Origin of the sequence: Halomonas sp. PA16-9 (assembly GCF_009728585.1) — a bacterium.
Taxonomy (GTDB): domain Bacteria; phylum Pseudomonadota; class Gammaproteobacteria; order Pseudomonadales; family Halomonadaceae; genus Vreelandella; species Vreelandella titanicae.
Window position 1 is genome coordinate 1,832,184 of sequence record NZ_CP040451.1, and the last position, 25,195, is coordinate 1,857,378.

General features: G+C 54.5%; 22 protein-coding genes and 7 pseudogenes. 15 read left to right on the forward strand and 14 right to left on the reverse strand.

Annotated features, from left to right (window positions below; translation table 11 throughout):
- The 8 genes and pseudogenes from FDY98_RS08395 to FDY98_RS08425 form a co-directional block, all read right to left on the reverse strand.
- The gene (locus FDY98_RS08395; protein WP_027959005.1) at positions 1-456 is read right to left on the reverse strand and encodes a thioesterase family protein; all 456 of its coding nucleotides are present in this window, start codon (positions 454-456) and stop codon (positions 1-3) included.
- A pseudogene (locus tag FDY98_RS08400) lies at positions 456-1,410 on the reverse strand (L-carnitine dehydrogenase). Before FDY98_RS08400 ends, FDY98_RS08395 begins: the two are co-directional and overlap by 1 nt.
- The gene (locus FDY98_RS08405; RefSeq protein ID WP_155705784.1) at positions 1,407-2,327 is read right to left on the reverse strand and encodes a 3-keto-5-aminohexanoate cleavage protein; all 921 of its coding nucleotides are present in this window, start codon (positions 2,325-2,327) and stop codon (positions 1,407-1,409) included. The pseudogene FDY98_RS08400 and the gene FDY98_RS08405 overlap by 4 nt, the downstream one beginning before the upstream one ends.
- A gap of 115 nt (positions 2,328-2,442) precedes the next feature.
- Entirely contained in the window at positions 2,443-3,615 is a 1,173-nt protein-coding gene (locus tag FDY98_RS08410; RefSeq protein WP_027959008.1) for a lipocalin-like domain-containing protein, read from the reverse strand.
- Entirely contained in the window at positions 3,612-5,636 is a 2,025-nt protein-coding gene (locus FDY98_RS08415; protein WP_340146415.1) for an ABC transporter permease, read from the reverse strand. Before FDY98_RS08415 ends, FDY98_RS08410 begins: the two co-directional genes overlap by 4 nt.
- The gene (locus FDY98_RS27485) at positions 5,548-6,117 is read right to left on the reverse strand and encodes a hypothetical protein (protein ID WP_340146416.1); all 570 of its coding nucleotides are present in this window, start codon (positions 6,115-6,117) and stop codon (positions 5,548-5,550) included. The genes FDY98_RS08415 and FDY98_RS27485 overlap by 89 nt, the downstream gene beginning before the upstream one ends.
- Positions 6,114-6,778, reverse strand: a pseudogene (locus FDY98_RS08420) (ABC transporter ATP-binding protein). The gene FDY98_RS27485 and the pseudogene FDY98_RS08420 overlap by 4 nt, the downstream one beginning before the upstream one ends.
- 81 nt (positions 6,779-6,859) lie before the next feature.
- Positions 6,860-8,371, reverse strand: a complete 1,512-nt coding sequence (locus tag FDY98_RS08425) for a sensor domain-containing diguanylate cyclase (RefSeq protein WP_340146419.1) — start codon at positions 8,369-8,371, stop codon at positions 6,860-6,862.
- A 354-nt stretch (positions 8,372-8,725) separates the two neighbouring features.
- On the opposite strand from FDY98_RS08425, the gene FDY98_RS08430 reads away from it, so the two are divergent.
- The 15 genes and pseudogenes from FDY98_RS08430 to FDY98_RS29410 all read left to right on the forward strand — a co-directional run bounded on the left by FDY98_RS08430 (position 8,726) and on the right by FDY98_RS29410 (position 20,621).
- On the forward strand, positions 8,726-9,457 hold the full coding sequence (locus tag FDY98_RS08430) for a GntR family transcriptional regulator (RefSeq protein WP_027959012.1): 732 nt from the start codon (positions 8,726-8,728) through the stop codon (positions 9,455-9,457).
- Between the two features lie 106 nt (positions 9,458-9,563).
- A complete protein-coding gene (locus FDY98_RS08435; protein ID WP_009287701.1) occupies positions 9,564-10,523 on the forward strand; it encodes a C4-dicarboxylate TRAP transporter substrate-binding protein in 960 nt (319 codons plus the stop codon).
- Positions 10,524-10,620: 97 nt separating this feature from the next.
- Positions 10,621-11,115 carry a TRAP transporter small permease gene (locus tag FDY98_RS08440; protein WP_022524052.1) on the forward strand — a complete coding sequence of 165 codons (495 nt, stop codon included), beginning with the start codon at positions 10,621-10,623 and terminating at the stop codon, positions 11,113-11,115.
- Complete coding sequence (locus FDY98_RS27495; protein WP_340146420.1) at positions 11,112-11,492, forward strand: TRAP transporter large permease subunit; 381 nt, start codon at positions 11,112-11,114, stop codon at positions 11,490-11,492. Before FDY98_RS08440 ends, FDY98_RS27495 begins: the two co-directional genes overlap by 4 nt.
- The gene (locus tag FDY98_RS08445) at positions 11,489-12,400 is read left to right on the forward strand and encodes a TRAP transporter large permease (RefSeq protein ID WP_340146421.1); all 912 of its coding nucleotides are present in this window, start codon (positions 11,489-11,491) and stop codon (positions 12,398-12,400) included. Before FDY98_RS27495 ends, FDY98_RS08445 begins: the two co-directional genes overlap by 4 nt.
- A 36-nt stretch (positions 12,401-12,436) precedes the next feature.
- Positions 12,437-13,387, forward strand: a complete 951-nt coding sequence (uxaC, locus tag FDY98_RS08450) for a glucuronate isomerase (RefSeq protein ID WP_340146422.1) — start codon at positions 12,437-12,439, stop codon at positions 13,385-13,387.
- A 32-nt stretch (positions 13,388-13,419) separates the two neighbouring features.
- Positions 13,420-13,856, forward strand: a pseudogene (locus FDY98_RS27500) (glucuronate isomerase).
- 30 nt (positions 13,857-13,886) lie between these two features.
- Positions 13,887-15,097: pseudogene (gene manD, locus FDY98_RS08455) on the forward strand (D-mannonate dehydratase ManD).
- A 14-nt stretch (positions 15,098-15,111) separates the two neighbouring features.
- Positions 15,112-16,134: a Zn-dependent oxidoreductase gene (locus tag FDY98_RS08460; protein ID WP_009287704.1), complete on the forward strand. Its 1,023-nt coding sequence runs from the start codon at positions 15,112-15,114 to the stop codon at positions 16,132-16,134.
- An 86-nt stretch (positions 16,135-16,220) separates the two neighbouring features.
- Positions 16,221-17,188, forward strand: a pseudogene (locus FDY98_RS08465) (TRAP transporter substrate-binding protein).
- A 95-nt stretch (positions 17,189-17,283) separates the two neighbouring features.
- Positions 17,284-17,862: a TRAP transporter small permease gene (locus tag FDY98_RS08470; protein ID WP_027959013.1), complete on the forward strand. Its 579-nt coding sequence runs from the start codon at positions 17,284-17,286 to the stop codon at positions 17,860-17,862.
- Between the two features lie 2 nt (positions 17,863-17,864).
- A pseudogene (locus FDY98_RS08475) lies at positions 17,865-19,144 on the forward strand (TRAP transporter large permease).
- A 3-nt stretch (positions 19,145-19,147) separates the two neighbouring features.
- The gene (locus FDY98_RS29400; RefSeq protein WP_442907899.1) at positions 19,148-19,561 is read left to right on the forward strand and encodes a hypothetical protein; all 414 of its coding nucleotides are present in this window, start codon (positions 19,148-19,150) and stop codon (positions 19,559-19,561) included.
- Between the two features lie 35 nt (positions 19,562-19,596).
- The gene (locus FDY98_RS29405; RefSeq protein ID WP_442907900.1) at positions 19,597-20,433 is read left to right on the forward strand and encodes a mannitol dehydrogenase family protein; all 837 of its coding nucleotides are present in this window, start codon (positions 19,597-19,599) and stop codon (positions 20,431-20,433) included.
- Positions 20,361-20,621 (forward strand): hypothetical protein, encoded by a 261-nt coding sequence (locus FDY98_RS29410; RefSeq protein WP_442907901.1) that lies wholly within the window; start codon positions 20,361-20,363, stop codon positions 20,619-20,621. The genes FDY98_RS29405 and FDY98_RS29410 overlap by 73 nt, the downstream gene beginning before the upstream one ends.
- A 69-nt stretch (positions 20,622-20,690) precedes the next feature.
- On the opposite strand, the gene FDY98_RS08485 is transcribed toward FDY98_RS29410, so the two are convergent.
- From FDY98_RS08485 to FDY98_RS08500, 6 genes and pseudogenes are all read right to left on the reverse strand, one after another.
- The gene (locus FDY98_RS08485) at positions 20,691-21,941 is read right to left on the reverse strand and encodes a sodium:solute symporter family protein (protein WP_340146423.1); all 1,251 of its coding nucleotides are present in this window, start codon (positions 21,939-21,941) and stop codon (positions 20,691-20,693) included.
- A complete protein-coding gene (locus FDY98_RS27505; protein WP_340146424.1) occupies positions 21,884-22,189 on the reverse strand; it encodes a hypothetical protein in 306 nt (101 codons plus the stop codon). The genes FDY98_RS08485 and FDY98_RS27505 overlap by 58 nt, the downstream gene beginning before the upstream one ends.
- A 156-nt stretch (positions 22,190-22,345) precedes the next feature.
- Entirely contained in the window at positions 22,346-22,738 is a 393-nt protein-coding gene (locus tag FDY98_RS08490) for a RidA family protein (protein ID WP_022524043.1), read from the reverse strand.
- On the reverse strand, positions 22,735-23,799 hold the full coding sequence (locus FDY98_RS08495) for an N-acyl-D-amino-acid deacylase family protein (RefSeq protein WP_340146425.1): 1,065 nt from the start codon (positions 23,797-23,799) through the stop codon (positions 22,735-22,737). Before FDY98_RS08495 ends, FDY98_RS08490 begins: the two co-directional genes overlap by 4 nt.
- Positions 23,769-24,221 carry an amidohydrolase family protein gene (locus FDY98_RS27510; protein ID WP_340146426.1) on the reverse strand — a complete coding sequence of 151 codons (453 nt, stop codon included), beginning with the start codon at positions 24,219-24,221 and terminating at the stop codon, positions 23,769-23,771. The genes FDY98_RS08495 and FDY98_RS27510 overlap by 31 nt, the downstream gene beginning before the upstream one ends.
- A gap of 1 nt (position 24,222) precedes the next feature.
- Positions 24,223-25,085, reverse strand: a pseudogene (locus FDY98_RS08500) (MurR/RpiR family transcriptional regulator).
- Positions 25,086-25,195: the final 110 nt, after the last annotated feature.

Here is a 25,195-nt window from a genome sequence, read left to right on the forward strand (position 1 = left end):
TTAGCGCCGCATACCAATGGTGCGGCCGGCAAGCTCGGGCCAAGCGTCTTTATGGGCTTGGGGTAGTTCTGTCACGCGATTTGCGACCGCTTCTGGAAACGGGCTTGGACGCCCAGAGGCTTGTTTCATGCCCATCAACATCTGCTCGCTGGTCGCTATCAGGTTATCTTCTTCATCGAACAGGGTGAAAAAGACGTGCAGGCGCTTTGTGTCGCTATCCAGTAGTGTCAGGCTGACGTTCAGGGCTTGGCCTTGGTGGGCCTCGCGGCGGTAGCAGAGGTGCGTTTCCAGGGTATAGATCGTGTAGCCATAGTGTTCTCGGCCCGCTTCATCCAACCCAATGGTGTCGATAAGCGCCTCGCAGGCCAGAGAGAAGACGCGGGCGTACTCCGCGTCGTTCATATGCCCGTTGTAGTCGACCCACTCGGGAGCGACGTGGGTTTTATAAATAATCATTAAATGCGCCCCTGTAAGCCTTCGGCTTCCGGCCAATATTTTTGCACCACCTCCGAGCAGCTCGACTAAAAAGTCATCCCGGCGCCGGTCAAGCGTGGCCACTGATCGTCCTGCCGCTTGATGCTCACACCCCTCGACGACTTTATCAATCAGTTCATCGGTGAGTTCCGGGGCCTCCAACTTGGTCCAGGGCAGTTTTAGCGCTGGGCCAAACTGCTCCAGCATATGGCGCATGCCTGGCTCGCCGCCCGCTAGGTGGAAGGTTAAGAACGTGCCCATTAACGGCCAGCGGAGTCCACAGCCGTAAACCACGGCGGCATCGATCTCTTCGGTGGTCGCTACGCCATCGTTAACCAGATGCAGGGCTTCCCGCCACAGCGCTTCCATTAAGCGGTCGGCAATGTGGCCCTCGATTTCTCGGCGAACCACCAGTGGGCGCATGGCGAGCGCCTGATACAGCCTCTGGGCGCTGGCGATCTGTGTGGGCTGGGTGGACTCACCCCCAACAAGCTCTACCAATGGCAGTAAATACACCGGGTTGAAGGGATGAGCGACGATCACGCGCCCAGGCGTTTGTTGGCACTGCTGCTGCAGGTCGGTGGGCTTAAAGCCGGAGGTAGACGAGCCAATAATGACGTCCGGTGAGGCAGCAGCGTCAATCGCGGCTAAAATCTCTTGTTTTAGCGGTAGGCGCTCGGGCACGTTTTCCTGAATCAGGTCCGCACCATCCACGGCTTTTTCAATCGTATCCACAAAGGTTAATCGCTCAGGGCTAGCATCGGGAGCTAAACCGAGCTGTGTTAACGAGGGCCAGGCATTGTCGATAAACGATTGCGTGCGCGCTGGCGCCTTGGGATCTGGGTCGAAGGCCACGACGTCCCACCCTTGGGCGAGGGCCCGGGCAATCCAGCCGTTGCCAATCACGCCGGTACCGATGACGGCTAAGCGGCTCATTTGTCACCTCCTGCTGTGTTACCCATGATACGTCCGGTCATCGGGTCGCGTAGTTTGAGATGAGCGCGGGTTTCTGCAGGCGTCATTACTCGGGCGCCGAGGTTTTCAATAATGGTCGACGCTTTCTCGACCAGTTGGCCGTTGTTAGCCAGCACGCCTTTCTCTAAAAACAGGTTATCTTCCAACCCAACCCTAGCGTGGCCACCCAGCAGCACCGCTTGGGCGACCATGGGCATTTGATGTCGACCAATGCCGAAGGCGGCCCAGTTAGCATTGGCAGGTAATTTGTTGCGCATGGCCAGCATCGTTTCTGTGTCCGCTTCAGCACCCCAGGGAATACCCAGGCAGAGTTGATAAAGCGGGTCGCCATCGATCAAGCCCTCTTGCTGAAGCTGGCGGGCAAACCAGACATGGCCCAAATCAAAGCACTCCAATTCCGGCTTAACGCCTGCGGCCTGAACTAGGCGGGCGTGTTCACGCAGCCAGTCAGCGGGATTCACGTACACCATGTCGCCAAAATTGAGACTGCCGCAGTCCAGCGTGCACAGCTCGGGAAGCAGTTCGCCGACCGGGGCATGACGCTCGGCGGGTGTTTGGATATCGGTGCCTGGGCCGCCGCGCGTTGGGTCGGTAGCATCGGGTATCCAGTCGCCACCGCCGCCAGCGGTGATGTTCATCACAATATCCACATCGGCTTCGCGTACGCGCTCCATCACTTCGCGGAACTGCTCAGTAGAGTGGCTGATGCCGCCGGTTTCCGGGTCGCGAACATGGATATGCGCGATGCTGGCCCCGGCATGCGCCGCTTCAATGCAGGAAGCTGCAATGGCCTTGGGTGTAACAGGCACATTGGGTTTTTTTGCGGTGGTATCTCCCGCGCCCGTCACGGCACAGGTAAGAATGACATTGCGGTTCATGGCGTGCTCTCTAGTCAGCGGTTTATTCGCTTACTAGTGTGTCGCCGTGTGCAGACATTAGTTGTCATAAAGCGACATTCGCTATACATAAGATGCGATTTTTGATCTCGGCTAATTAATACCCGGTCATTTCCAAATAACCCTCGCCAAGCGGTTCGCCGCTGGCGCGGTCGTTGACCACCACTTCACCTTCCCAGTAGGGCACGCTGGTGGTCATCCAGCGGTTGGCGTGGGGCGCTTCGATGTTGATGTCGATCCCTACTGACGGTATTTCCAGCCGCCATTGGGTGGGCACATTGCGACCGGCGACAGCCGACGTTGCCAGCGGCGTTAGGGTAATGTCATCTGATGCTAAGGGGGTGGCGTCGCCTTGGGGAGTAATCCAGGTGCCGGAGCGGTAGTCGGCGTTTTGAGCGGAGCCACCGCGTAGTTGAAACGCCATCAGCTTGTGGCCGTCATTAAGGTGAATCGAGAACCAGTCCCAGCCTGATTGGCGGGCATCAAGCAGTTGGCTGCTCCACTCCCGATCCAGCCAGCCGCGCCCGCTAACGGTTTTTGTCTCGCCGTTGATGGTTACTTCGCCGTTTATCTGCCAGAAGGGCTGGCTGTAGTACATGGAGCCCTGGCCATTGGCGGCTTTCTGGCTAAAACCCTGTTCGCCGTGAAGCACCAGCGGCCCCTCTGCAGTCAGTTCTAAACGGTAGCCAAAACGCGATGCACCCTCGCCGCTGTAGGCGGTTAGTGTGAGGTGATTAAAATCGCTGCTATCGGCTTCTTCGTTAGCTTTAAGCTGCCAATCATCCAGCCAGGCATAAAAGGGGCTAATCATTACGCCTGCTTGGCTGTCCTGAGGAGTATTCAATGAGGCCTGTGAATGGCTGCGCCCGAAACGTTCGGCCACCTGGTGTTGCTCGCCCTGAGAGATCGCCATATGGGCCATCCACAGTTGATCGGCTGCCCAGGGCGTTGGCTCAGGGCGTTCGTTGGGAGGCATCAGCGCCTGGCGAAAGAGCGTCCACTGCAGGCCAAGTGGCTCACCGTCGGCGTCTTCTAAATTGGCGGTTAAATACCACCATTCAATGCGGTAGTCCGGGTGGGCGGCGTGCTCTTGTGGAAAACTGAGCGGCTGATTAGGCTCGGCATGCCTAAAACCATCGGCGTCTTGTCCTAAACCGGCAAAGCCTGTGCTGTTGGTTTCGGTTTGATTCTCTTCGCTACAGCCGAAAAGTGTCAGCGCCACAGTGGCTATCAGTAGAAGACGCAAGGTTAGTCGAAGCCTTAAGCTCATTGATTGGCCTCTTCTGCTAGTAAGGCCCGCGGTGAGGCGCGCCAGAAACGCAGCGTGGGCAGGGCTGCTGCCAGGAGTGCCACACCAACGGCGGTGGCCAGAGTAACGGCCATTTCCCCAGGAAATAGATAGAGCGGTAGTCGCCAGCCGAAGGCGGCCACATTAATAATCGCCACTAATCCCCAGGTAATCGCGATACCAGGGAATGGACATGGGAATCCCGGTCGGTGGCTAATTGCGGCACCGCTCAGTTGTGCCAGATTTAATTGTGCCAGCTGTGCTCGGGGAACGCCCAGCGCCCATAGCGGCGCTAACTGTTGGCGTCGGCTGCGTGCCTGGGTCAGCAGGCTGGCGAGAAGCGCTAGTGCCGCTACCGCTAGGGTTAATGCATTGAGCGCGCGGGTAATGGTAAAGGTACGCTCAAAAATCTCGGTGGCAATACGCTTGATCTCGCGTTGATCGCTCAGCGCATCGCTACCGAGGTCAAAGCGTTCGAGCAGGGCAGTACGCAGGGCATCAACATTGGCATCGTCACTCAGCACTAACCCTATGGAGCTAGGCGGCGCATCAAAACGAGCGGCAAGCTGGGGCGATGCCATTAGCACCTGCCCGCTGGGGTTGCCGTAGTCGGGATAAATAGCGGCGATGGTCAGCGTTTCATTGGCGCCGGGCGCGTTCAGCGTCAGGCGATCACCGGGGGAGAGGTTCTCTGCAGTGGCAAGTTGCTCGTTAATAAAAATCGCGCCATCACTAAAGGCTGCCCAGGCGGATGAGCGGTCTTGTTGGGTTGCCAGCAGCGGCCAGTGCGGAGTGAGTGATTCGCCAGGGGTAATGCCGTAAAGCTCGATAGGCGTGCCTATCGAGCGGCTGCCTTCCGGCGTTGTAGCGGCCTGTAGTGTTGCATCGCTACGCCGTGTGAGCAGGCGCTCGAAAACCTCCGGGCGATCAGCCAGCCAAGCATCAATATCCGCATATTGCTCGGCGGGGGCATTCAAGTAGAGTGGGGCGACCAAGCGCTGATCGAGCCAGTCTAAAAACGTCAGGCGAAAGCCGCCGACCATGCTACCGACCCCCAGATTGGTCGCCAGGGCGATAAGTAGTGCCATCATGGCCAGTGACAGCCCAGGTAGCTGAAGCTGCATATCCGCCAGTGCCCAGTGAATAAGTGGGCGCCGCCGGGCGAGGTACGTCAGCGCTTTTAGTAGCAGTGCTAAAAAGGGCGGCAGCCACAGGGCGCTAGCCAGAAGTAACGCCGCTACCAGCGTAAAGCCTGTCACTAATCCATCGCCAGGGGGCTGAAAGCGAAGCCAAACATACAATGCTAGCGCAACGCCCATCGCGAAAGCGCCGCCGATGCTCATTAGCGATAATTGGCGGCGGTAACCGCTACGCCAGGCCTGCATCTGACCTAACTCCAACATGTTTAAGCGGGCCGCGCGCCATAGCACGCCGCTGCCTGCCAGCAGTAGTCCGCCAAGGCTAACCGCCAGCCCACCGACCCAGTAATGCCAGGGCAGGTTGAGCTCTTGCCCGATGCCTGCGCCATAAAGTGAGCCCAGGGTTGCCGCGACATCGGGTAGTAACAAGCGTGCCAGCCATACGCCGCTGGCAATACCGGCAAGCGCTCCGATTAGGCCGAGCAGGAGCAGCTCTAAGCTGAGCGCTAGCACTAAACTGCGCCCTGATACACCCAGCACTCGCAGGGTGCGCAGCATGCCCAGGCGTTGCTCCAACGCTAGGCCTAGCGCTGCTTGAACGATGAATAGCCCCACGACCCAGGCAAGTAGCCCCAGTGCGGTAAGGTTCAGGTGAAAGCTTTCGGTCAGTTGACCAGGGGAGGCAAGCGTGGTGGCGCGGGTGAGCGTTAATCCCGGGGGCGCTTCAGTGAGTGCCCCCGGGGCGGCCACGATGCGCGTAAGCTGGTCGCCGCTTTCAAGCAACCGCGCTGCGGCGGCAATATCCATGATCAGCGTGTCCGGCGGTAGTGCTGGCGCTAAAATGAGCGGCGAGTGTTTTGCCATCTGCCAAGGTCGGGGTGGCAGCCGATGCATTCTCGCGCGTTATCCCTAGGGCTTCCAAAGCATCAGGCGCTACGCGTGTTTGCCACGGGGGCGTTAGAAAGTCACTTAACGACGCGGAGGTGTTGGCTTGAGCCAGCGCGTTATCGCTGGAAAGGGTCAGTGGGTCAATGCCGATCAGAGTTAGCCGGGTGCCATCTTGGGTAACGACTTCACCCTCTAGCATGGGCGATACGGGCAAGCCTGCTTGACGCAGGGCGTGATACTCGGCACGACTGAATGGCATGCCATCGCGCCGCTCAAGCTGATCCAGCTGGGTGTCAAACAGCGCATCGGCGCGGGCGTAGCTGTCGCGAGCGGTGGCGTTGATCGCCTGGATGCCACTCCATAGGGCACTAGCCACCCATAGTCCGAGCAGCAGCATTATCAGTTGGCCGGGGTGGCGCCGGTAGTGGCTAAGTAGCGTGGATAGCACCCGGGTCATAGTGCCGCTTCTAGTAGATGACCGTGGCTTAGACGTAGGCAGCGATCAAGCGGAGCCGCCACTTGGGGGCTGTGGGTGACAATGAGCAGGGCGCACTGAGTTTCGCGAACCAGGCTCAATAGCAGTTCAAGCACTTCACCTGCGGTGGTTTCATCCAAATTGCCCGTGGGTTCATCGGCAAGCAGCAGAGGTGGGCGCGGCGCCAGAGCACGACCAATAGCTAAGCGCTGCTGCTGCCCGCCAGAGAGCTGCTCCGGATAACGTTTTTCCATGCCATGCAGCCAAGCCGCTCAATTAAGTAGTCTGCCCAGGCGGCATCGTCGCGATTGGCTAAGCGCGCCTGTAAGCGCAGATTGTCGATGACCGTTAAGCTGGGCACTAAGTGGAATTGCTGGAAGACTAAACCCAGTTGCTCGCGGCGTAGCTTGGCGCGCGTGGGCTCAGGTAGAGACGCGACATTCTGGTTTTCGAAGCTAACTGTTCCTTGGTCGGGAAGATCTAAACCGGCGGCAAGATGCAGTAGGGTGGATTTGCCGCTCCCAGATTCTCCCATTAGCGCCAGGCTTTCTCCTGCCGCGAGACGAAGGGAGACATCGTTGAGCACGTTCAGCGGCCCTTGTGGCGTCGTGTAGGTTTTATGTACCTGATGAAATTCCAGCATGGCTGCCTTTGTTGTCCATTAAGGTAGAGGCTAGTTGATGCTAGTTTGGAGCCCCTGGCGCGCCGCGCTCCCCATATACTGCTATTCCACCCTGCCCGTGCGTTTAATGAAATACATACTTTTATCCGCGGCATCAATAAGCTCGCCCGCATCGCCAAATCCGCCGTCGTTCAGGCAGGCAATGCCAATCGAAACGGAGACATAGATAGGGTGCTGGTCGTTGTGAGCCATGGGCGTTTTTTCTAAACGCTGGGCAATACGTTTGGCGAATACTTGAGCTGCCTGGGCATCTTCATCTGGCAAAATGACCAGGAACTCTTCGCCTCCCCAGCGCCCCGCAAGATCGCCTTCACGAATAAGCGACTGCAGCGTTTTGCCGAATTTTTGCAGCACGTTGTCGCCCATTTGGTGGCCGTATTGATCGTTGAGCTTCTTAAAGTGGTCAAGGTCAATAAATACCACTGACATGATGCGAGACTGTTCCTGGCATAAGGCAAAGCGCTTATGCATCTGCTCTTCAAGCCAGGATCGGTTGGCAAGACCGGTGAGCATATCGGTTCGTGAACGCTCTTCTAACTCATCTTGTCGTTGACGCAGGGAGGCGAGCTCTACTTGTTGCGTTTCAAAGCGCGCTTTGAGCTGTAACGTCTGTTGGAACAGCAGTTGTTGAGCCTCGGCAAGCAACGATTCGTTATCCTGCAAAGGGGGGGCCGTCATTTGCAGCATGTCCGCCAGCGCTGGCAACTGTTCCTGAATATTCTCTAACAAAAGCCGTAATGAGATCGCATGGGCGCCCTGGTAGGTTTCAAACTCTCGTACCACGGCGACGAGCGACTGTGCAGGATGTGAAGAGAGCCAGGCGTCGGCGATGGGCCCAGACAGCTGAATGCAAAGCCTATCGGCGGCGGTAATGTCGTACTCATTGTGGCTATCGCAGATACGCTGAGCGAGCGGTGTTGGAACACCCCATTTGGCAGCAAGCCAAGCACCTACTTGAGAGTGATCGCAGCCAAAAAGGCGCTGTTCCGACTCGGATAACTGTCGATGAGAGAGTGCGGCTTCAGCATACAACTCATTGCTCTCTTTAGGGTATGTCGCCCTTAAAGCCATGATGCCAATGTCTTGTAGTAAGGCGGCAGTGAAAACGGGCCCCGCCATGTCCGGGCAAAGCTGTATGGCAAGGTGTCGTGCTGCTAACGAGGCGATGATAGAGCGCATCCATACCCGCTGGTAATGGGCGTCAATACCTCTGTTTTGAAGCAGGCTGAAGCTCATTACCGCTGCCAGCGTGGTGTCTAACCCCAAACGTGCCGTTGCTTCTTGGCACGCATGTACCTTTATATGACTACGTGAGAAAAAAGCGCTATTGGCAAGGGTAATGATACGCATGCTCAAGGCAGGATCACGCTCGATAGCATTGGCGTAGTCGTTTACCGACGGATGCTCAGTACGCGCCACTTTTAAAACGTTAACGGCGACAGCAGGGAGGGTAGGTAAGTTTGGACACTTGAGTAGATCAGCTATCAAAAATAACGGTAATTCTGTCGTTAAGACCAGGTCTTTCGAATTATCCTTTGCCTGGATGGCCTGCATTATTCTCTCCTTACGCGTATTTAGCTTGCAGCAGCCGTGAGCCATCCATGGCAATTGCCGTATTGGGCAGTATTCAGTCGTTTGTCTCAAACCATTTTAGGTGATTCGTCTGCTAAATACTCGCGTTTGAATGCCGATTTTATTACAGCTCAAAGTTCAAAAAATACGCTAAACCGAGAGGTTATGTAAGATATTTCTCAGAACCAGCTAAGAAGTTGGCTATTAGATGTCCGGCGCGACATGCGACTAAAGGGTATAGCGATGAGCCTTTTTTTATCTCAATTCAACTACCATACTAGTCATATCAGCTTCTGACGCTATCGTCTCGGGCTTCTCTAATTAGGATCAGGTGCAATGCACACGACATTACAAACGCTTTGGCAGGGAACCCACGAAGGGGAATCGGTTCGCCAACGGCTATTTCATGTGCTGAGGCAGTCGATTATTCAGATGGTACTGGCGCCGGGGCAGGCGCTATCGGAAAAGGAGCTTGCCGACACTTTTTCGGTGAGCCGTCAGCCAGTGCGGGAAGCTTTCATAAGGCTCTCAGAGTCAGGCTTGGTGGAAGTTCGCCCTCAAAGGGGAACCTATGTTGTACGCATTTCGCGCCAAGCGGTGCTAGAGGCACGATTTATTCGTGAGTCGCTTGAGGTGTCAATCGTACGCGAAGCCACCAAGCAACCCCTTCAGTCTGGCGTGCTAATGGAGCTTAACGAGCTTATTGATCGACAGCGTAGCTGCATCGAGCGACAAGACCATGACCGCTTCTTCTTTCTTGATGAAATGTTTCATCGCACCTTGGCATTGGCTACGGGACAAACCATGGCGTGGAATGTGATTGAAGACGTCAAAGCACAATTAGACAGAGTACGGTATTTGAGTATTCCTGATTCTACGCCTATTCCGAAATTGGCCGATCAGCATCAGGCCATCGTGGATGCGATATCTGCTGGAGATACTGACGCGGCAGTTCAGGCAATGAGTATTCATCAATGTGAAATACTCCACTCTCTGCCTGAATTAGAGCATCGCTTTCCGGAGCTGTTTGAAGGTGTGAGCATGAATGTTCATGCGCTAACTATATAAAACCCACTAATGAGTACAACAACGCTGCACAAGTTGCATGGAGTAGATCCAGCCAGAACTGGCTGGTGAATTATCAACAATAAATAGATGTCTTTAGGAGCCCTACATGAAACTCACAAAATTACTGCCTGCTGTTGCATTGGTTGTCGCAAGCCATTCGGCTCACGCTGCTTACCAGCTTAATGTCTCAATTGCGTTGAGTCCTCAGGATCCCATTGCTCAGGCGATGGAGAGCGCTAAAGAGGCGATTGATGAGCGCTCAGAGGGAGAGCTGACCATTCAGATTTTCCCAAACAGCCAGCTTGGTTCTGACGAAGACGTGATCGAACAAATTCGTAGTGGTGCCAATATCGCGATCTTAGTCGATGCGGGGCGTTTATCGGAGTATCAACCTGAGTTGGGTATCTTAAGTGCCCCTTATTTAGTTGAAGACTATCGTGACTATGACCAAATCACAACATCTCCGCTTTACCTTGATTGGGTCGAAAGTATGGCAGAAACCAGTGGTTTACGATTACTCAATTATAACTGGTTTCAAGGGTCACGGCAGATGCTGACTCAAAATGAAGTGAAGACACCTGATGATTTGAGTGGTGTGCGTGTGCGGACTATCAACTCACCAGTATGGGTGAAAACCGTCGAAGCGATGGGCGCTACTCCAACACCGCTGCCTTGGTCAGAAGTTTACTCAGCGCTACAGCTAGGGTCGATCGACGGGGCTGAAGCACAACTAACCGCCGCTGAAGGCCAAAATCTGCATGAAGTTATTACTCATGTGGCACTAACAAACCATATTCATTTGATGACCGGTATTGCGACTTCTGAACAGTGGTATCAAGCATTACCTGATGAGCTGCGCTCTATTCTTGATGAAGAACTGCTAAAAGCTGGTGAAGCTGCTAGTCAAGCAACCGCAGCGGCTCAAGCCTCAGTGCGCGCGCGGATGGTAGCGGAGGGCGTTACGTTTTCTCAAGTGGATATGGGCGTATTCAGAGATCGAATGGGCAGCGTTTATGAAGAGCTAGGTTACAACCAGTATCGTGATCAATTGCTTTCTTCAGAGTGAGTCTCAGCCCTCTGCTCGCCAGGGCGGGGGCTGCACCCTTTTTGTCTTTTGCTATTACTTAACTGTCCGGATGCCCGTATAGGGCGAGGAATGCTGTATGTGGCATTGGTACGATAAAGGTGAGGAGTGGCTGGCTATTATGCTACTCGGTGGTACCTCTCTCACCATGTTAGTTAGCTCAACGGCTAGGGCAATAGGGAATCCTTTTGCAGGGGGCGCTGAGCTTGCACAATTTTTGTTTATTTGGACTGCTGTATTAGGGGCTGATATTACCCTGCGCCAGGGAGGCCAGGTGCGAATTGATGCCCTTGTCATTCGTTTACCTCTTAAGTTACAGCTCATGATTACCAGCCTATGTGTTGGGATGATGATGCTCTTTCTGGCTCTTTTAATCTGGTATGGCTTCGTTCTAGCAGCTTCAAACTGGCAGCGTCCCATGGGAGTGGCAGGACTTAGTTATGGGTATATCACTCTGGCACTTCCTGTCGGGGCATTGTTAATGATGCTTTCACTGGTACGCCGCTTGTTCGCTAAGGGCGTCATCGGGAGTTTGGTTGTTGACGATGATGACATTGTGGAGGAGGCGCTATGACGGCAGCTCTGTTATTAGGATTCGGTCTGCTTCTCATGGCGATAGGTATGCCCGTTGCCTTTGCTATTGGAATTGCGGGTTTCTCCTATTTCTTATTGCCAGAAACATTTTTACCGACAAGCATTGCCGTCCAGCGCATTGTATCTTCGACGCAATCATTTCCACTATTAGCTGTGCCGTTGTTTATTTTCATCGGCCATTTAATGAACGCCAGCGGTATTACCCCCCGTTTGGTTCACCTTTCTACTCTATTAGCAGGATGGATGAGCGGTGGTTTAGCCCAGGCAAGTATCGTGTTGAGCACCTTAATGGGCGGGGTTTCCGGTTCTGCCGTGGCGGATGCCGCAATGCAATCCAGGTGCTGGGAAAAAGCATGATCAAGGGAGGCTATTCAGCGGGGTTTACTGGGGCGGTGCTCTCTATTGGGGGGCTGATTACTGCGACCATTCCACCGAGTATCGGTTTGATCCTTTACGGCTATCTCGGCGAAGTTTCGATAGGGCGGCTATTTATCGCAGGCCTCGTGCCGGGCTTCTTGCTAATGGTGGCGCTGATGCTGACCACTTACATCATGGCTAAACGGCGGGGCTATCAGCCAGTAAGGGAGCGGTTACCCACCGGCCGTGAAGTGCTTAAGGCCCTACGTGGCAGTATCTGGGCAATTCTCTTCCCTGTATGGCTCTTGGTGGGTATTCGCTATGGACTTTTTACCCCCTCCGAAGCAGGTGCTTTTGCGGTTGCTTATGCCTTGTTGGTGGGCTGCGTAATACACCGAGAAATGGGTATTAAAGAGATACTTAATGCCATGCGTGCCAGCGTAAGAGATATTGGCATGATAATGCTGATTATTATGTTCTCAGGCATTATTGGTTATGTCGTCTCTTTCGAAAGGGTGCCGCAAACAATAGCAGAGCTAACACTCGGCGTATTCTCTAGTCATATAACACTGTTGCTGGCAGTTTCCGTAATACTTGTTTTTCTAGGTATGTTGTTAGAAGCCACGGTTGTTGTCATGTTGTTAACCCCCATCTTGGTGCCCGTTATTAAAGCCGCAGGTGTTGATCCTGTTCATTTTGGGCTGTTAATGATGACGCTGGTTACGTTCGGTGGCATGACACCTCCTGTGGGTATTTCAATGTATACCGTGTGCGGAATATTACGATGCTCTTTTTATGAGTATAGCCGTGAGTTACTGCCTTTTGCCTTTGCTGTATTTGTGGTTGTGCTGGGCATTCTCTTCTTCCCCAATGTAGTGCTGTTTTTGCCTAATTTATTGCTGGGCTAAATCTGCCTATGACACTCTCATAATGAAGGAGCGATGATGGAGTTTAATGATAATGTTGAGTTCATGGGCAAAGACTTTCTGTTAGAAAATGAAGCAGCCCGACGGCTTTATCATGAGCACGCAGCGATCATGCCGATTTGCGATTATCACTCGCACTTAGATCCAGTCGAAATAGCTCATAATACCCAGTTCGATAATTTAACCCAGCTATGGCTAAAAGGGGATCACTATAAATGGCGTGCAATGCGCTGCGCGGGTGTTGCTGAGCAGCGTATAACCGGAGATGTCAGTGACCGAGAACGCTTTCAAGCATGGGCGGAAACCGTACCCGACTGCTTAGGCAATCCACTCTATCATTGGACGCATCTTGAGCTTAAGAAGCCGTTAGGGATCGACAATATTCTCCTCTCTGCACAGACAGCTGAGGAGATATGGCACCTATCTAAACAGCGGCTAGCAACTCCACAGCTTAGTGCTCAAGGGATTTTGGAGCGCTTTAACGTGCGTACTATTTGTACCACGGATGATCCTGTGGATAGCTTGGAAACCCATCAACGGCACGCGAAGGCGAACACTGGGCCGACTATGCTGCCGACATTTCGAGCTGATGCGGTTCTCAAAATAGAACAGCCAGCGTTTGTCGATTATCTCGCTACGCTCGAAGTTGCCAGTGGCGTGACGATACAGCGTTTCGATGATTTGCTGGCTGCTCTGTACCAGCGTCTCGAACATTTCGAAAGTTTAGGTTGCTGCCTTTCCGACCATAGCCTTGAGAAGCCCGTTTTTGTTGAGCCTCCTGCAGCTTATGAGCTGGATCGGATACTCGACCGCAGAAAGCGCGGAAATGAACTGAGTAGTGATGATGTGCACGGCTTTACCACAGCGGTGCTGCTATGGCTCGGTAAGGAGTATGCACGCCGGGGCTGGGTCATGCAGCTTCACATTGGCGCTTTGCGCGATTTAAGCCAGCGGGGCGTCGTGACATAGGCGCTAACAGTGGTTTCGATGCGATTGGCGATATCACCTACGCAGAACCTTTAGCGGCGCTGTTGGATGCGCTGGATAGCCAGCATCAACTGCCGCGCACCGTGCTTTATAACCTTAACCCGCGGGATAACGAAATGCTCGCTGGGCTGGCCGGTTCCTTTCAAGGTGATGGAATCCCCGGAAAAGTGCAGTTTGGAGCCGCATGGTGGTTTAACGACCAGCGTGATGGCATGGAACGCCAGCTAACTACCCAGATGCAGTTTGGTTTGCTGCGCCACTTTGTGGGCATGCTGACTGATTCTCGTAGCCTTCTATCGTTTTCTCGTCATGAGTATTTTCGGCGTATTTTTGCCAAATGCTGGGGACTCAAATGACCCGCGGCGAGTTACCCAACGATATTGACCGAGTTGGCGAGCTGGTTCGTGCGGTGTGCTACCACAATGTGCAGCGCTACCTATTTGAGCGTTAACTTCTTTTTACTTCTTGTGATGGATTTACCATGATCATTAGCGATGCATATTTAATCGTAACGTCCCCAGGCCGCAACTTTGTCACGCTGAAAATTGTTACCGAATCAGGAGTGTATGGGATCGGCGATGCCACATTAAATGGCCGCGAGCTGTCGGTGGTCGCCTACCTGGAAGAACATGTGTTACCAACATTAATTGGTCGCGATGCTAGCCGCATTGAAGATATCTGGCACTTTCTGTATCGCGGCGCTTACTGGCGTCGTGGGCCAGTAACGATGACGGCTATTGCAGCAGTGGACGTAGCCCTATGGGACATCAAAGCAAAGCTTGCGGGTATGCCGCTTTACCAGCTGTTGGGTGGTAAGAGTCGCGATCGGGTGATGGTCTACGGTCATGCGACAGGGCGTGATATTGAAGCATGTCTGGAAGAGGTCGCCCGCCATGTGGATGAAGGCTACAGAGCGGTACGCGTTCAAGCTGGTGTGCCAGGCATTGCCAGCATTTATGGTGTCGCCAAAAAAGAGGGTGAGCCCTATGAACCTGCAGATTCTGATTTGCCCGCAGAGCATGTGTGGAGTACCAGTAAATACTTAAACCATGTGCCTAAACTATTTGCCGCCGTACGTGAGCGCTTCGGCGATGATTTGCACGTGCTACACGATGTTCATCATCGCCTGACGCCCATCGAGGCTGCTCGCTTAGGTAAAGAAGTGGAGCCCTACCATCTCTTTTGGCTTGAAGACTGCGTACCGGCTGAGAACCAGGAGGCGTTTGGTCTTATCCGCCAGCACACCACCACGCCGCTGGCGGTGGGCGAAGTCTTTAACAGCCTGTTTGACGCCAAAGCGTTGATCGAGAATCAGTGGATTGACTATATACGCGCCACTTTAACCCACGCCGGGGGGATCACCCACGTACGGCGCATTGCCGATTTGGCGGGTCTTTACCATGTGCGTACCGGCTTCCACGGGCCAACGGATCTTTCGCCGGTTTGCTTGGGGCGGCGATTCACTTTGACACCTGGGTACCCAACTTCGGCATCCAGGAGTATATGCCGCATACCAGTGCTACTGACGAGGTATTCCCCCACGATTATCGCTTTGAAGATGGGCATTTCATTGTCGGTGAAAAGCCGGGGCATGGCGTCGATATCGATGAAGAGTTAGCCAAGCAATACCCCTATAAGCGTGCCAGCCTGCCGGTGAACCGGTTAGAAGACGGCACCTTGTGGCACTGGTGAAGGAGTTCATCTAGATGAAAGCATTCCAGGTAAAGGCGCCCCATGACTACCAGGTCGCGGAAGTTGATCCGCCCAAGGTGGCCGCTGGTGAAGCGTTGGTACGCGTAGCATTTGCCGGTATCTGCGGCTCGGATATGCACATTATCCATGGCGACAACGCCTTTGTGCGCTTTCCGCGCATCACCGGCCATGAGTTCGCCGGGGTAGTGGAGGCGGTAGGGGAAGGCGTGGCTGACGTAGCCGTTGGGGATCGCGTGTGCATTGACCCCGTTATCAGCTGTGGTGAGTGCTACCCCTGTCGGATTGGCCGTCCCAACGTGTGCAGTTCGCTTGAAGTGATCGGTGTGCATCGCGATGGTGGTTTTGAAGAGTTTGTGGCCGTACCCGCGGCTAACGTACACCACCTACCTGAGCATATCGGGCTAGACGCCGCTGCCTTAGTTGAGCCTTATACCATTGCCGCCAACGTACTTGATCGTATGCAGCCGCACCCTGGTGATCGACTAATGATTCTGGGCGCCGGCGTTATTGGCCTTACGATCCTGCAAATGGCTTTGGCCAAGGGGATTGAAGAGGTCATCGTCACTGATGTTATTAACGAGCGATTAGTGGCGGCAAAACAGCTTGGGGCAACGCAGGTATTTAATAGCCGCGAGCAGGATGTGGAAAAAGAGGTGCTTGCCTTAACCCAGGGGGAAGGCGTGCCGCTGATTGCCGATGCGGCCTGCGTGCCAGCGCTGTTACCGCAAATGCTGCGTTTAGCGTCGCCAGCAGGGCGCATTGGTCTACTGGGCTTTAGCGTTCAGCCCAGCGAGCTAGTGCAGTTAGAGGTGATTAAGAAAGAGCTGACCCTGGTCGGGTCGCGGCTCAACAACCGTAAGTTTCCGGAGGTGCTAAAGCTAATGGCAAGTGGGCAGTTGGATCCGTTGGCGTTAGTCAGCCACCGGTTGCCGCTAAGCGACATGCCCAGCGCCATCGACATGCTTGACCACCGGCCAGAAGAGGCCCGCAAGGTGCTGATTCAAATCAGTGCTTGAGGGATGCTACTCCAACCCACGCCAACCCACGCGAAATTAATAGCTGCAATAAACAACTAACAACACCTGTGTGCAGGAGAAAGACAATGATCAAACAACTTATCACCAGCGCTGTTCTTGGGGCCGCCATGCTAGGCAGTCACTCACTAATGGCGGCAGACTTTACCCTGCGTTTTGGCCATTTAGCCAATGAGCAGAACATTTGGCACCAGGCCGCTGAGAAATTTAAACAGGAGGTCGAAGCAAACTCTGACGGGCAGATCGAAGTACGCCTCTATCCCAGTGAGCAGCTTGGGAACGAGATGGACGTGATCAACAGTATCCAACTGGCACGGCGGATATGACTATTACCGGTGAAAGCTTACAGAACTGGGCGCCGAAAGCCGCGATGATGGCGGTACCGTACGCCTTTAGAGATTCCGAACACCTCCATGCCGCCGTTAACGGCGATATTGGTGCTGAGATTGAAGCGCAAATCACTGAACGCACTAACCTGGTACCTTTGGCGTGGTTTGAGCGTGGCCCCCGTGAGCTGACCTCCAATCGTCCTATCCGCACGCCTGATGAGCTGGATGGGTTACGTCTTCGCGTTCCTAACGTGCCGCTATTCGTTGATACATGGCAGGCAATGGGGGCACGTCCAACCCCAATGGCGTTTAGCGAAGTGTTCACTGCGCTGCAGCAAAACACCCTGGAAGGTCAAGAGAACCCGCTTAGTCTGATCGAAAGCGCCAGCTTTAATGAGGTGCAGGACTACGTCAACATGACCGGCCATGTGCGCAGCTGGATCTACGTGGTGATTGGCCGTAACCAGTTGGAAAGTATGCCGGAAGAACTTCAGCAAGTGGTGCGAGACGCTGCTCAAACGATGCAGGAGTATCAAGCCGAGCTTTTCGTTGATGACCAAGCACGTCTTGAGCAAGCGCTACAGGAGCGTGGCATGGAGTTCGTGGAAGTCGATGTCGATGCCTTTGCAGAGAAAGCTCGCCCCGCCGTGCTTGAGGCCTTAACCGAAGAGCAGCGTGAACTCTTTGACGCTATCCAAGACCTGTAAGCTCGGATTTGTGGTCAATTGATAATGACAATGGGCTGGCCGTGCGCCAGTCCATTTTCTAACGATACAAGCAGCTTGCCCATGAGGATACGGTTATGAACTCGGATCACAAAGCGCTTGAACAGCAAGCGTTGGAGAGTCTGGATTCAATGTCGGTGGTGCCTAAATTTAAAGGCCCCATTGGGCGCGTCATTGGCTGGGTGGACACGTGCTTTCTGACGTTGGCTGTTACGGCGCTGATTGCGATTGCCGCCACGGTACTGCTGCAAATTTGTTCACGGCTATTTTTGCCGTTTTCGATAGCCTGGACCGAAGAACTCTCGCGCTATCTGTTTATTTATATGGTGGCACTATCTGTTGGTGTGGTGCTGCGACAGAACCGAAACATCAGCGTTGAGCTTTTCCATCATCTACTGGGGCCGCGCATACAGGCAGCCTTTCAAGTGTTGATCTGTGCGCTGATTGGCCTGTTTGCCTTTTTGGTGCTGCCTTACGCTTGGCAGTATGCGCAAAACGGCGCTTGGCAAACCTCGCCCACGCTGCATGTTCCCATGCTGTATATCTTTTTCTCAACGGTAGTCACCTTTGCGCTTCTCCTGGTTTATAGCTTGCTGGGGTGTCTTGAGGGAATGATCGCAATGTGTCACTCCTCTGCCTCCCTTCCGGAGTCGTAAGCATGGAAGTTATTATCCTCTTTAGCGTTTTCTTGGTTTTGCTCTTGGTGGGAATGCCCATTGCGTTTGCGCTGGGGTTAGCCTCGCTCTCTTATCTGCTGCTTGAAGGCATTTCATTAACCATCGTGCCGCAGCGCATGTATGCGGGTATCGACACCTTCGTGCTGCTGTGTATTCCCGGCTTTGTGCTGGCCGGCAATTTAATGAACGTGGGCAATATCACTGATCATATTGTGCGTTTTTCCAATGCTCTGTTAGGCCACATTCGCGGCGGTCTTGGCTTGGCCAATGTGGCAGGGTCGATGATTTTCGGTGGTATCTCCGGCACGGCGGTTGCAGATTCAGCCAGCATCGGTTCGGTGATGATTCCCGGTATGGCTCGCTCAGGCTATGACAAGCCGTTTGCTGCTGCGGTGACCGCCGCCTCGTCAACCGTTGGGCCGATTATACCGCCAGCGTACCCATGATCATTGCCGGTTCGCTCAGCGGGATTTCGGTCGGACGGATGTTCCTGGCAGGTGCCGTACCGGGGCTTCTAATGGGCCTCGCCATGATGATTACGGTGTATATTCTGGCCGTTCGGCGTGGGTATCCCAAAGAGCAGCGGGTACCTTTTTTGCAACTGCTGCGCGAAGCCAAAACGGCCTTCTGGGCACTGCTGATGACCGTGATTATTCTCTACGGCATTATTGGCGGGTTCTTTACCCCTACCGAAGCTTCTATTGTGGCTTGCCTCTATGCCTTGGTCGTCGGCATGTATGTGTATAAAGGCCTGTCGTGGAAAAAGCTTCCGGCGATTTTGTCAGACACCGTATTAACCTCTTCGGCACTACTGCTGATGGTGGGGTTAGCCAACCTGTTTGGCTGGATACTCACCAGTGAGCAGATCCCTCAGATGATAGCCTCACTGATTCTCTCCATTAGCGATAACCCGCTCATTGTCTTACTCATCCTTAACCTGATTCTTTTGTTTGTTGGCGCTTTTATGGAGACCATTGCCGCGCTGATTATTCTTTTCCCGGCCTTGGTGGGAGTCGCCACTGGCGTGGGTGTCGATCCGGTTCACTTTGCGGTAATCGCGGTGTTGAACCTGATGATTGGGCTGACAACCCCGCCGGTGGGGGTCTGCCTATTCGTGGTAGCGGGGATTGGCAAGCTACCTATGTTGACGGTGGCAAAAGCCATCGTGCCTTTTTTACTGTGCAACTTGGCGGTACTGTTGTTGGTGACCTATGTCCCCGCGATTTCGCTTTGGTTGCCTAACTTGCTGATGGGAGAGTAGTTGATGATGGCTCCAAAGCTTATTGAAGCAAAGCCAAGAAGTGGTCGGATCGGGATTGTCCATCTGGGGTTAGGCGCTTTTCACCGCGCCCACCAAGCGGTCTATTTAGAACGTTATCGCCAACGCAGTGGCGATGGTGAGTGGGGCGTTTGCAGCGCGAATTTACGCTCTAGCGTTGGTTTAGTCGACGGCTTACGTGCGGCAGGGCAGCGCTATCATGTAGCGGAGTACGCCGATAGTGACAGCGTCACGCTGCGTGAAATTGGCGTTATTGAAGAGACGCTATTCTCGGGCCGTGATGACGCGGACGAAGGTATGGATAGCTGGGGGCGAGACCGAGAGGCGCTACTGGCGCGAATGGCGTCTGCGGATACCCGTGTTGTTACGTTAACAGTCACTGAGAAGGGCTACTTTTAAACCCCGCGAGCGGTGAGTTAAAAATCGATGACCCGATGATCATCGGCGATATGGTCTCGCCCCAACAGCCGCGAACTGCCCCTGGACTATTGGTAGAAGCGTTAGCTCAGCGGCGTGAGGCTGGTCTTGCTCCCTTTACCGTTCTCTCTTGCGACAACATGCCGGATAACGGTAAGCGAACACGCCAAGCGGTGGTCCAACTGGCCGAGCATCGAGACGCAGCGTTGGCCAGTTGGATTGCCAGAGAAGTGGCGTTTCCCTGCAGCATGGTGGATCGCATCGTCCCTGCGATGACCGACGCCGATTTTGAGCGCTTAGCGGCACTGGGCGTTTCCGATCAAAATGCCGTGGTATGCGAAGCGTTCACGCAGTGGGTGGTTGAAGATAACTTCCCCCAGGGTCGACCCGGCTGGGAAGCTGAGGGGGTTGAGATGGTGGCAGATGTGGCGCCGTTTGAAACCATGAAGCTGCGCATGCTCAATGGCAGCCACTCCTTGCTTGCCTATCTGGGTGCGCTTGCAGGTATCGAAACGGTTTATGACGGCATCAATCACGTCGATCTTCGGGCGCTGCTGCGCCGCTATATGCTTGAAGAAGCGGCGCCTACACTTGAGATGCCCAAGGGAATCGATTTAGACGCTTATGCTGACTCGCTGCTGGCACGCTTTGCCAATGACAGTTTGCGTCATCGTCTGCAGCAGATCGCTATGGATGGTAGCCAAAAGCTTCCACAGCGCTGGCTTTCCGGCGCGCTGGAACGTAGTGCCGCTGGTCAAACTTCGCCCTGCGTGGCGCTGGGGTGGCGGCCTGGATTCGCTATACCGCGGGTCAAGACCTGCAAGGAAATAGTTACCCCGTGGATGATCCGCTAGCCAAGCGCTTTGCAGAGCTGCACCAGATGCATGGTAGCGATCCCCGCGCGCTGGTAGCGGCCTATTTAGCCATGGACGATGTGGTGCCCAACGCATTGGCACAAGACGATGCGTTTGCACAGGCGGTGCTGGTGGCATATCAAACACTCACCCAGGGCGGGTTGCGTGAGGCACTAGCGGGCTTATAATCCCGTTAAGTTCAAAACCCTGATTGAATCAATCAGTGGGGTTTTTTAGTGCGCACTAATGGCTAACGATTAGCGAGGTGCAGCGGGCGCTTCAGCGTTCGTGAGAGTCGGTTCGGGCACTTGCTCCATACGCTTGCGCTCTTGGTCAAGAATTGCCAGTGCCTGGGCAGAAGTCACGCGTGAGGCGGGCGTCACTAGGCTTACAATCACACCCGCTACCAGCGCTACTAGCACAGCGGGGATGCTTGGGTTACCCCAGAAGGCTGTCCAGTCGCTATTGGCAATAATCGTTAAGGAGGTCACCGAGGCGCAAATTAACGTGGCGATGGCACCTTGCCAGTTATAACGTGACCAGAAACGGCCCAGCATGGCACTCACAAACAGTCCTGACAGAATCGTCGAGATCATACGGGTGATGTAGGTGATGACATTGTCTGAGGCCAGCGCGAACAGCAGCGCCAGACCAATGGTTGCCACTAGCGCAATACGCGAGAAGCGCACTACATTTCGCGCTGAGGGCGTGCGGCCCGTTGCCAGCACATATAGATCGCGAATCAGCGTGGAAACACCGGCAATGGCATCGGAGCTCGCGCTAGACATCGTAGCGGAAAGACCCGCTACCAATAGCAGTAGTCCTAATCCTAGGGGCATAATTTCAGTGGCCAGGAAAGGGAAGGCGAAGTTGCTATTTTCAAGCCCAGGGTTAAGGGCGTGGGTGGCCATACCAATAATCGCGGGAATGATCGAAAAGCCCAGGTAAAGAACGCCGGTGATTAAGAACGAGCGGCGTACCGATTTGACTGATTTTCCTGAATAAATGCGCTGACGAAAGGAGGGCGTAGCAAGCACGCCAATGGCAATGACGGCAGCCAGTGACAGCGCTGGCAGCGCACCAATTTGACCAATACCCAGAAAGCTAGTGGCCCCCGCATCCATACCTGCCGTAAGGCCTGAGAAGCCGCCAACCTCCACTAGCGCCAGCACCGCCATCAAAATAAAACCCGCAAACAGCACAACCGCTTGAATGGTGTCAGTCCAGATAACCGCAAAATAACCCCCTACCACGCAGTAAATGCCGAAGCCTAACGCCACCAGAATACGTGCGGTGGTTAGATCGATATCCGCCATCCAGGAGAGGTAGAGACCACCGCCAAGAATATGCGCGCCCAACCAGCCTATACAGGCAATATAGATAAGTAGCGCGACCACATTACGTACCAGCCGATTCGCACCGACGTAATAGGCGAGTTCCTCACTCATGGTCATAAAGCGAAGTTTACGTACGGGAGCAAAACAGACCGCGAGCAGTAGAATACCCACGGCGCCTCCAAGCCCGTATAAGGCACCCGCCCAGCCGTTGGCGTAACCGAACCAACGGCGCCCATGCTGGAGCCGGTGCCCACCATGGTCGCGACCGTAGTACCTACGGTGAGAAATAGCGGTACGCTTCGCCCGCCGAGTAGAAAGTCGTCGCCGCTGCCCCGTTTGTGTCTTGAAATCCACCAGCCAAAAACAATCATGGCGACAATGTAGAGCACGAAGGTAATAAGGAATAGTTGGCTGTTCATGTTAACCTCTTATCGTTGTTTATCCGGCCGTTGCCGCGGCCGAAGGTAGGCAATGGAAGCGATTACCGCGGGCTTTTTATCCTAATCACGCGGTAATCTGGCGCTGCGCCCTTGCCGGGGTGCGGCGCTTTTTTTTGGGTACTTAAAGCTGGGTGTCTAGACGCGATCAGCGCGGAAGCACTTCACGTCAACCTCGACTTTGCAATCCACCACCAGGTCTTGAACGCTGCAGATGCGTGCCGGTGGGTTGTCGCCAAAGACCTCCTTAAACACCTTGTTGAACGAGGTGAAATAGCGCGCATCGGTGAGCACGGTGGTGACATGCACGACGTCTTCAACGCCGAAACCTGCTTCTTGCATGATGGCCAGGCAGTTATCGAAGGCGAGGCGGGTCTGCTCAACAATGCCGCCTTCAACGACTTCGCCGTCGGTCATGGGTGTTTGTCCGGAGACGTATAGCCAGCCACCTGCCTCTACGGCGCGGGCAAAGGGCAGTTTCTGACCGCCGGTGCCTACGCCGCCTTCCGTGCCGTATCGAGTAATGCTCATGATGTTTGCTCCTTGTTGGGTTGAAAGGTGGGGATCGATTGAGAAATGCGTTCTGTTCTGCGCAGCATCCTGCCCGCGCGTTGGTCTGAAATTGCGCCTTGGTGATAGGCGATTTTGCCGTTCACTATGACCATTTCGATGCCTTTAGCGGCCGCGATGGGGGTCTCGTAATTGGCCGTATCTTCAAGCATCGTCAAATCAAAAAGGGTGAGGTCTGCGTAGGCGCCTATGCGGATCACGCCGCGATCCGTTAAACCGAAATTGGCTGCCGAAAGACTGGTCATCTTGCGTACCGCTTCGGCCAGTGGCATTAGCTTTAAATCGCGGCTGTAGTGGGCCAGCACACGCGGAAAGGCTCCCCAAAGGCGCGGGTGGGGGTGCGGGTCGTTCGGTAATCCATCGGAACCCACCATGGAGAGCGGATGCGCTAACACTTGCTGCATATCCGCTTCACTCATGTTGTGGTAAACCGCCCCCGCCGGCTGTAGCTGCTTGGCCGCATCTAACAGTGATACCCCCCATTCGGCGGCGATCTCTTTTAACGGGCGACGTGCCTGCTCAGGGTGCGGTGTCGACCAGGTAATGGTGATCTCGATTTCGTCTGTGACCTGGCCCAGATCGAGAGTGGAGGAGCCTGCGGTGTAGGGGTAGCAGTCGCAGTGGGCATGCTGGTGCTGGGCGGCAGACTCCAATTTACCCAGCGCTTTACCAGCGCCTCCCCAATTGCCCGCGCCTGCGCATTTAAGGTGCGAGATCACCAGAGGCACCTGGCCATTGCGAGCGGTGGAAAATGCTTCGTCCATGGCACCCAGCAGGCCCGCAAACTCATCTCGAAGATGGGTGGTATATACGCCGCCTGATTGGCCAACGGCTGCCACCAGTGGGGCCATCTCGGCGGTCGGCGCGTGTATCGCGTTACGATAGGCCAGCCCTGAACTAAGCCCTAGGGCGCCCTCATCCAGCGCTTGGCTTAGCAGCACCTCCATTTGTGCAATTTCTTCAGCAGTGGCAGGCCGGGCAAAGCTGTCCATCACCTGGCTGCGCAGACTGGTATGCCCCACCAAGGCGGCGACGTTAATACTGGTGCGGCAGCGTCTACGGCGTTGGCATAGGCGCTGAAGCTTGAGTAGCGGAAGTCTTCTAGCCTGCCCAGTAAATTCATGGGATCGGGGACTTCGCTGGCGAGTGTCACGGGGCTCGCACTGATCCCACAGTTACCCACCACCACCGTCGTTATTCCTTGTGTCAGCTTCGGCAGCATCTCTGGGGTACGAATGACATTGGTGTCGTCGTGAGTGTGGACATCGATAAAGCCAGGCGTCAGATAGCGCCCTTCGGCGTCAATCATGGTGGTGGCGGTGGCGTAGGGCATGTCACCGATGGCGCAGATACGCTCGCCTTGAATAGCCACATCGGCACGAAAATGGGCTGCGCCGGAGCCATCCAGTACGCTGGCGTTACGAATCAGCAGGTCGTAAACCATCTTAATCTCCTAGTGGCTGGCGGTTGTCGCCACCGCGATGGTCATCGAGGCTAAGCTTGAGACGACGCAATTTAGTCCGTGAACGCTCTCGGTGGCGCATGGCAAGTTCAAGCGCTAACACATCGATGACCGCCAGCATGGCGTAGCGGGAAGCTGAAGGGTGATAGATGAAGTCGGTTTCCCGCGAGGTAATCGGGAGCACAATGTCGGATGTATCGGCTAAAGGAGAATTCAGGGCGGTGATGGCAATCACTTTTGCGCCGTACTGCCTGGCAATTTGTGCCGACTCCACCATCTCCGGGTATAGCCAGTGACCGATAGCACAACCACTACGTCATTTGGCTCAAGGGTTGACGCTACCATGCGGGGTAAGAGTGCTTGAGGGTAAGCGCAGATCGCATAGCCAAGACGGACTAAACGGAATTGAAACTCTTGGCAGAGAATGCTGGAACCGCCCCCTGCGCCAAATACCAATATCTGGCGCGCTTTATCCAGCTGTTCGACCGCGCCTGCCACATCGGCCTGGGCGAGCAAGTCACGGTTAAGCGCGAGGGTTTGTGTGGCAATGTCATACACCACGCTTGAGCTGTCTTCGGGGGTCGCTTCTTGTATAAAACGGCGACCTGCTGCTAAAGCGCGTGTTAAGCGCGTTTTTAAGTCACGCACATTAGTGCAGCCGATAGCGCGTGCAAATCGGGTGACACTGGCATCACTTACCCCCGCGCGCTGGGCGATGTCACCGATGCTTGCTTCGGTGACAAACTCGATGTCAGCAAATATCAGCTCGGCGACTTTTTTTTCAGCTTCACGCAAGGCAGCAAAGTCAGTGGTAATACGTGACAAGATGTCGATTTCCTGGCTCACCGTGGACTCCTAATGGTTGCCTGATTTAAAAAGTATGTTAGTTTCTAACCTTAAGTCAATAGTTGTGAAAGTATCTAACATAGATGCTTTATTAAAAAAGAGGATATGGG

Excerpts from the sequence above, each read along its gene's own strand:
- FDY98_RS08395 (WP_027959005.1), bottom strand. The coding sequence starts at position 456 with ATGATTATTTATAAAACCCACGTCGCTCCCGAGTGGGTCGACTACAAC.
- FDY98_RS08405 (WP_155705784.1), bottom strand. The coding sequence starts at position 2,327 with ATGAACCGCAATGTCATTCTTACCTGTGCCGTGACGGGCGCGGGAGAT.
- FDY98_RS08410 (WP_027959008.1), bottom strand. The coding sequence starts at position 3,615 with ATGAGCTTAAGGCTTCGACTAACCTTGCGTCTTCTACTGATAGCCACT.
- FDY98_RS08415 (WP_340146415.1), bottom strand. The coding sequence starts at position 5,636 with ATGGCAAAACACTCGCCGCTCATTTTAGCGCCAGCACTACCGCCGGAC.
- FDY98_RS27485 (WP_340146416.1), bottom strand. The coding sequence starts at position 6,117 with ATGACCCGGGTGCTATCCACGCTACTTAGCCACTACCGGCGCCACCCC.
- FDY98_RS08425 (WP_340146419.1), bottom strand. The coding sequence starts at position 8,371 with ATGCAGGCCATCCAGGCAAAGGATAATTCGAAAGACCTGGTCTTAACG.
- FDY98_RS08430 (WP_027959012.1), top strand. The coding sequence starts at position 8,726 with ATGCACACGACATTACAAACGCTTTGGCAGGGAACCCACGAAGGGGAA.
- FDY98_RS08435 (WP_009287701.1), top strand. The coding sequence starts at position 9,564 with ATGAAACTCACAAAATTACTGCCTGCTGTTGCATTGGTTGTCGCAAGC.
- FDY98_RS08440 (WP_022524052.1), top strand. The coding sequence starts at position 10,621 with ATGTGGCATTGGTACGATAAAGGTGAGGAGTGGCTGGCTATTATGCTA.
- FDY98_RS27495 (WP_340146420.1), top strand. The coding sequence starts at position 11,112 with ATGACGGCAGCTCTGTTATTAGGATTCGGTCTGCTTCTCATGGCGATA.
- FDY98_RS08445 (WP_340146421.1), top strand. The coding sequence starts at position 11,489 with ATGATCAAGGGAGGCTATTCAGCGGGGTTTACTGGGGCGGTGCTCTCT.
- uxaC (WP_340146422.1), top strand. The coding sequence starts at position 12,437 with ATGGAGTTTAATGATAATGTTGAGTTCATGGGCAAAGACTTTCTGTTA.
- FDY98_RS08460 (WP_009287704.1), top strand. The coding sequence starts at position 15,112 with ATGAAAGCATTCCAGGTAAAGGCGCCCCATGACTACCAGGTCGCGGAA.
- FDY98_RS08470 (WP_027959013.1), top strand. The coding sequence starts at position 17,284 with ATGAACTCGGATCACAAAGCGCTTGAACAGCAAGCGTTGGAGAGTCTG.
- FDY98_RS29400 (WP_442907899.1), top strand. The coding sequence starts at position 19,148 with ATGATGGCTCCAAAGCTTATTGAAGCAAAGCCAAGAAGTGGTCGGATC.
- FDY98_RS29405 (WP_442907900.1), top strand. The coding sequence starts at position 19,597 with ATGATCATCGGCGATATGGTCTCGCCCCAACAGCCGCGAACTGCCCCT.
- FDY98_RS27505 (WP_340146424.1), bottom strand. The coding sequence starts at position 22,189 with ATGAACAGCCAACTATTCCTTATTACCTTCGTGCTCTACATTGTCGCC.
- FDY98_RS08490 (WP_022524043.1), bottom strand. The coding sequence starts at position 22,738 with ATGAGCATTACTCGATACGGCACGGAAGGCGGCGTAGGCACCGGCGGT.
- FDY98_RS27510 (WP_340146426.1), bottom strand. The coding sequence starts at position 24,221 with ATGGTTTACGACCTGCTGATTCGTAACGCCAGCGTACTGGATGGCTCC.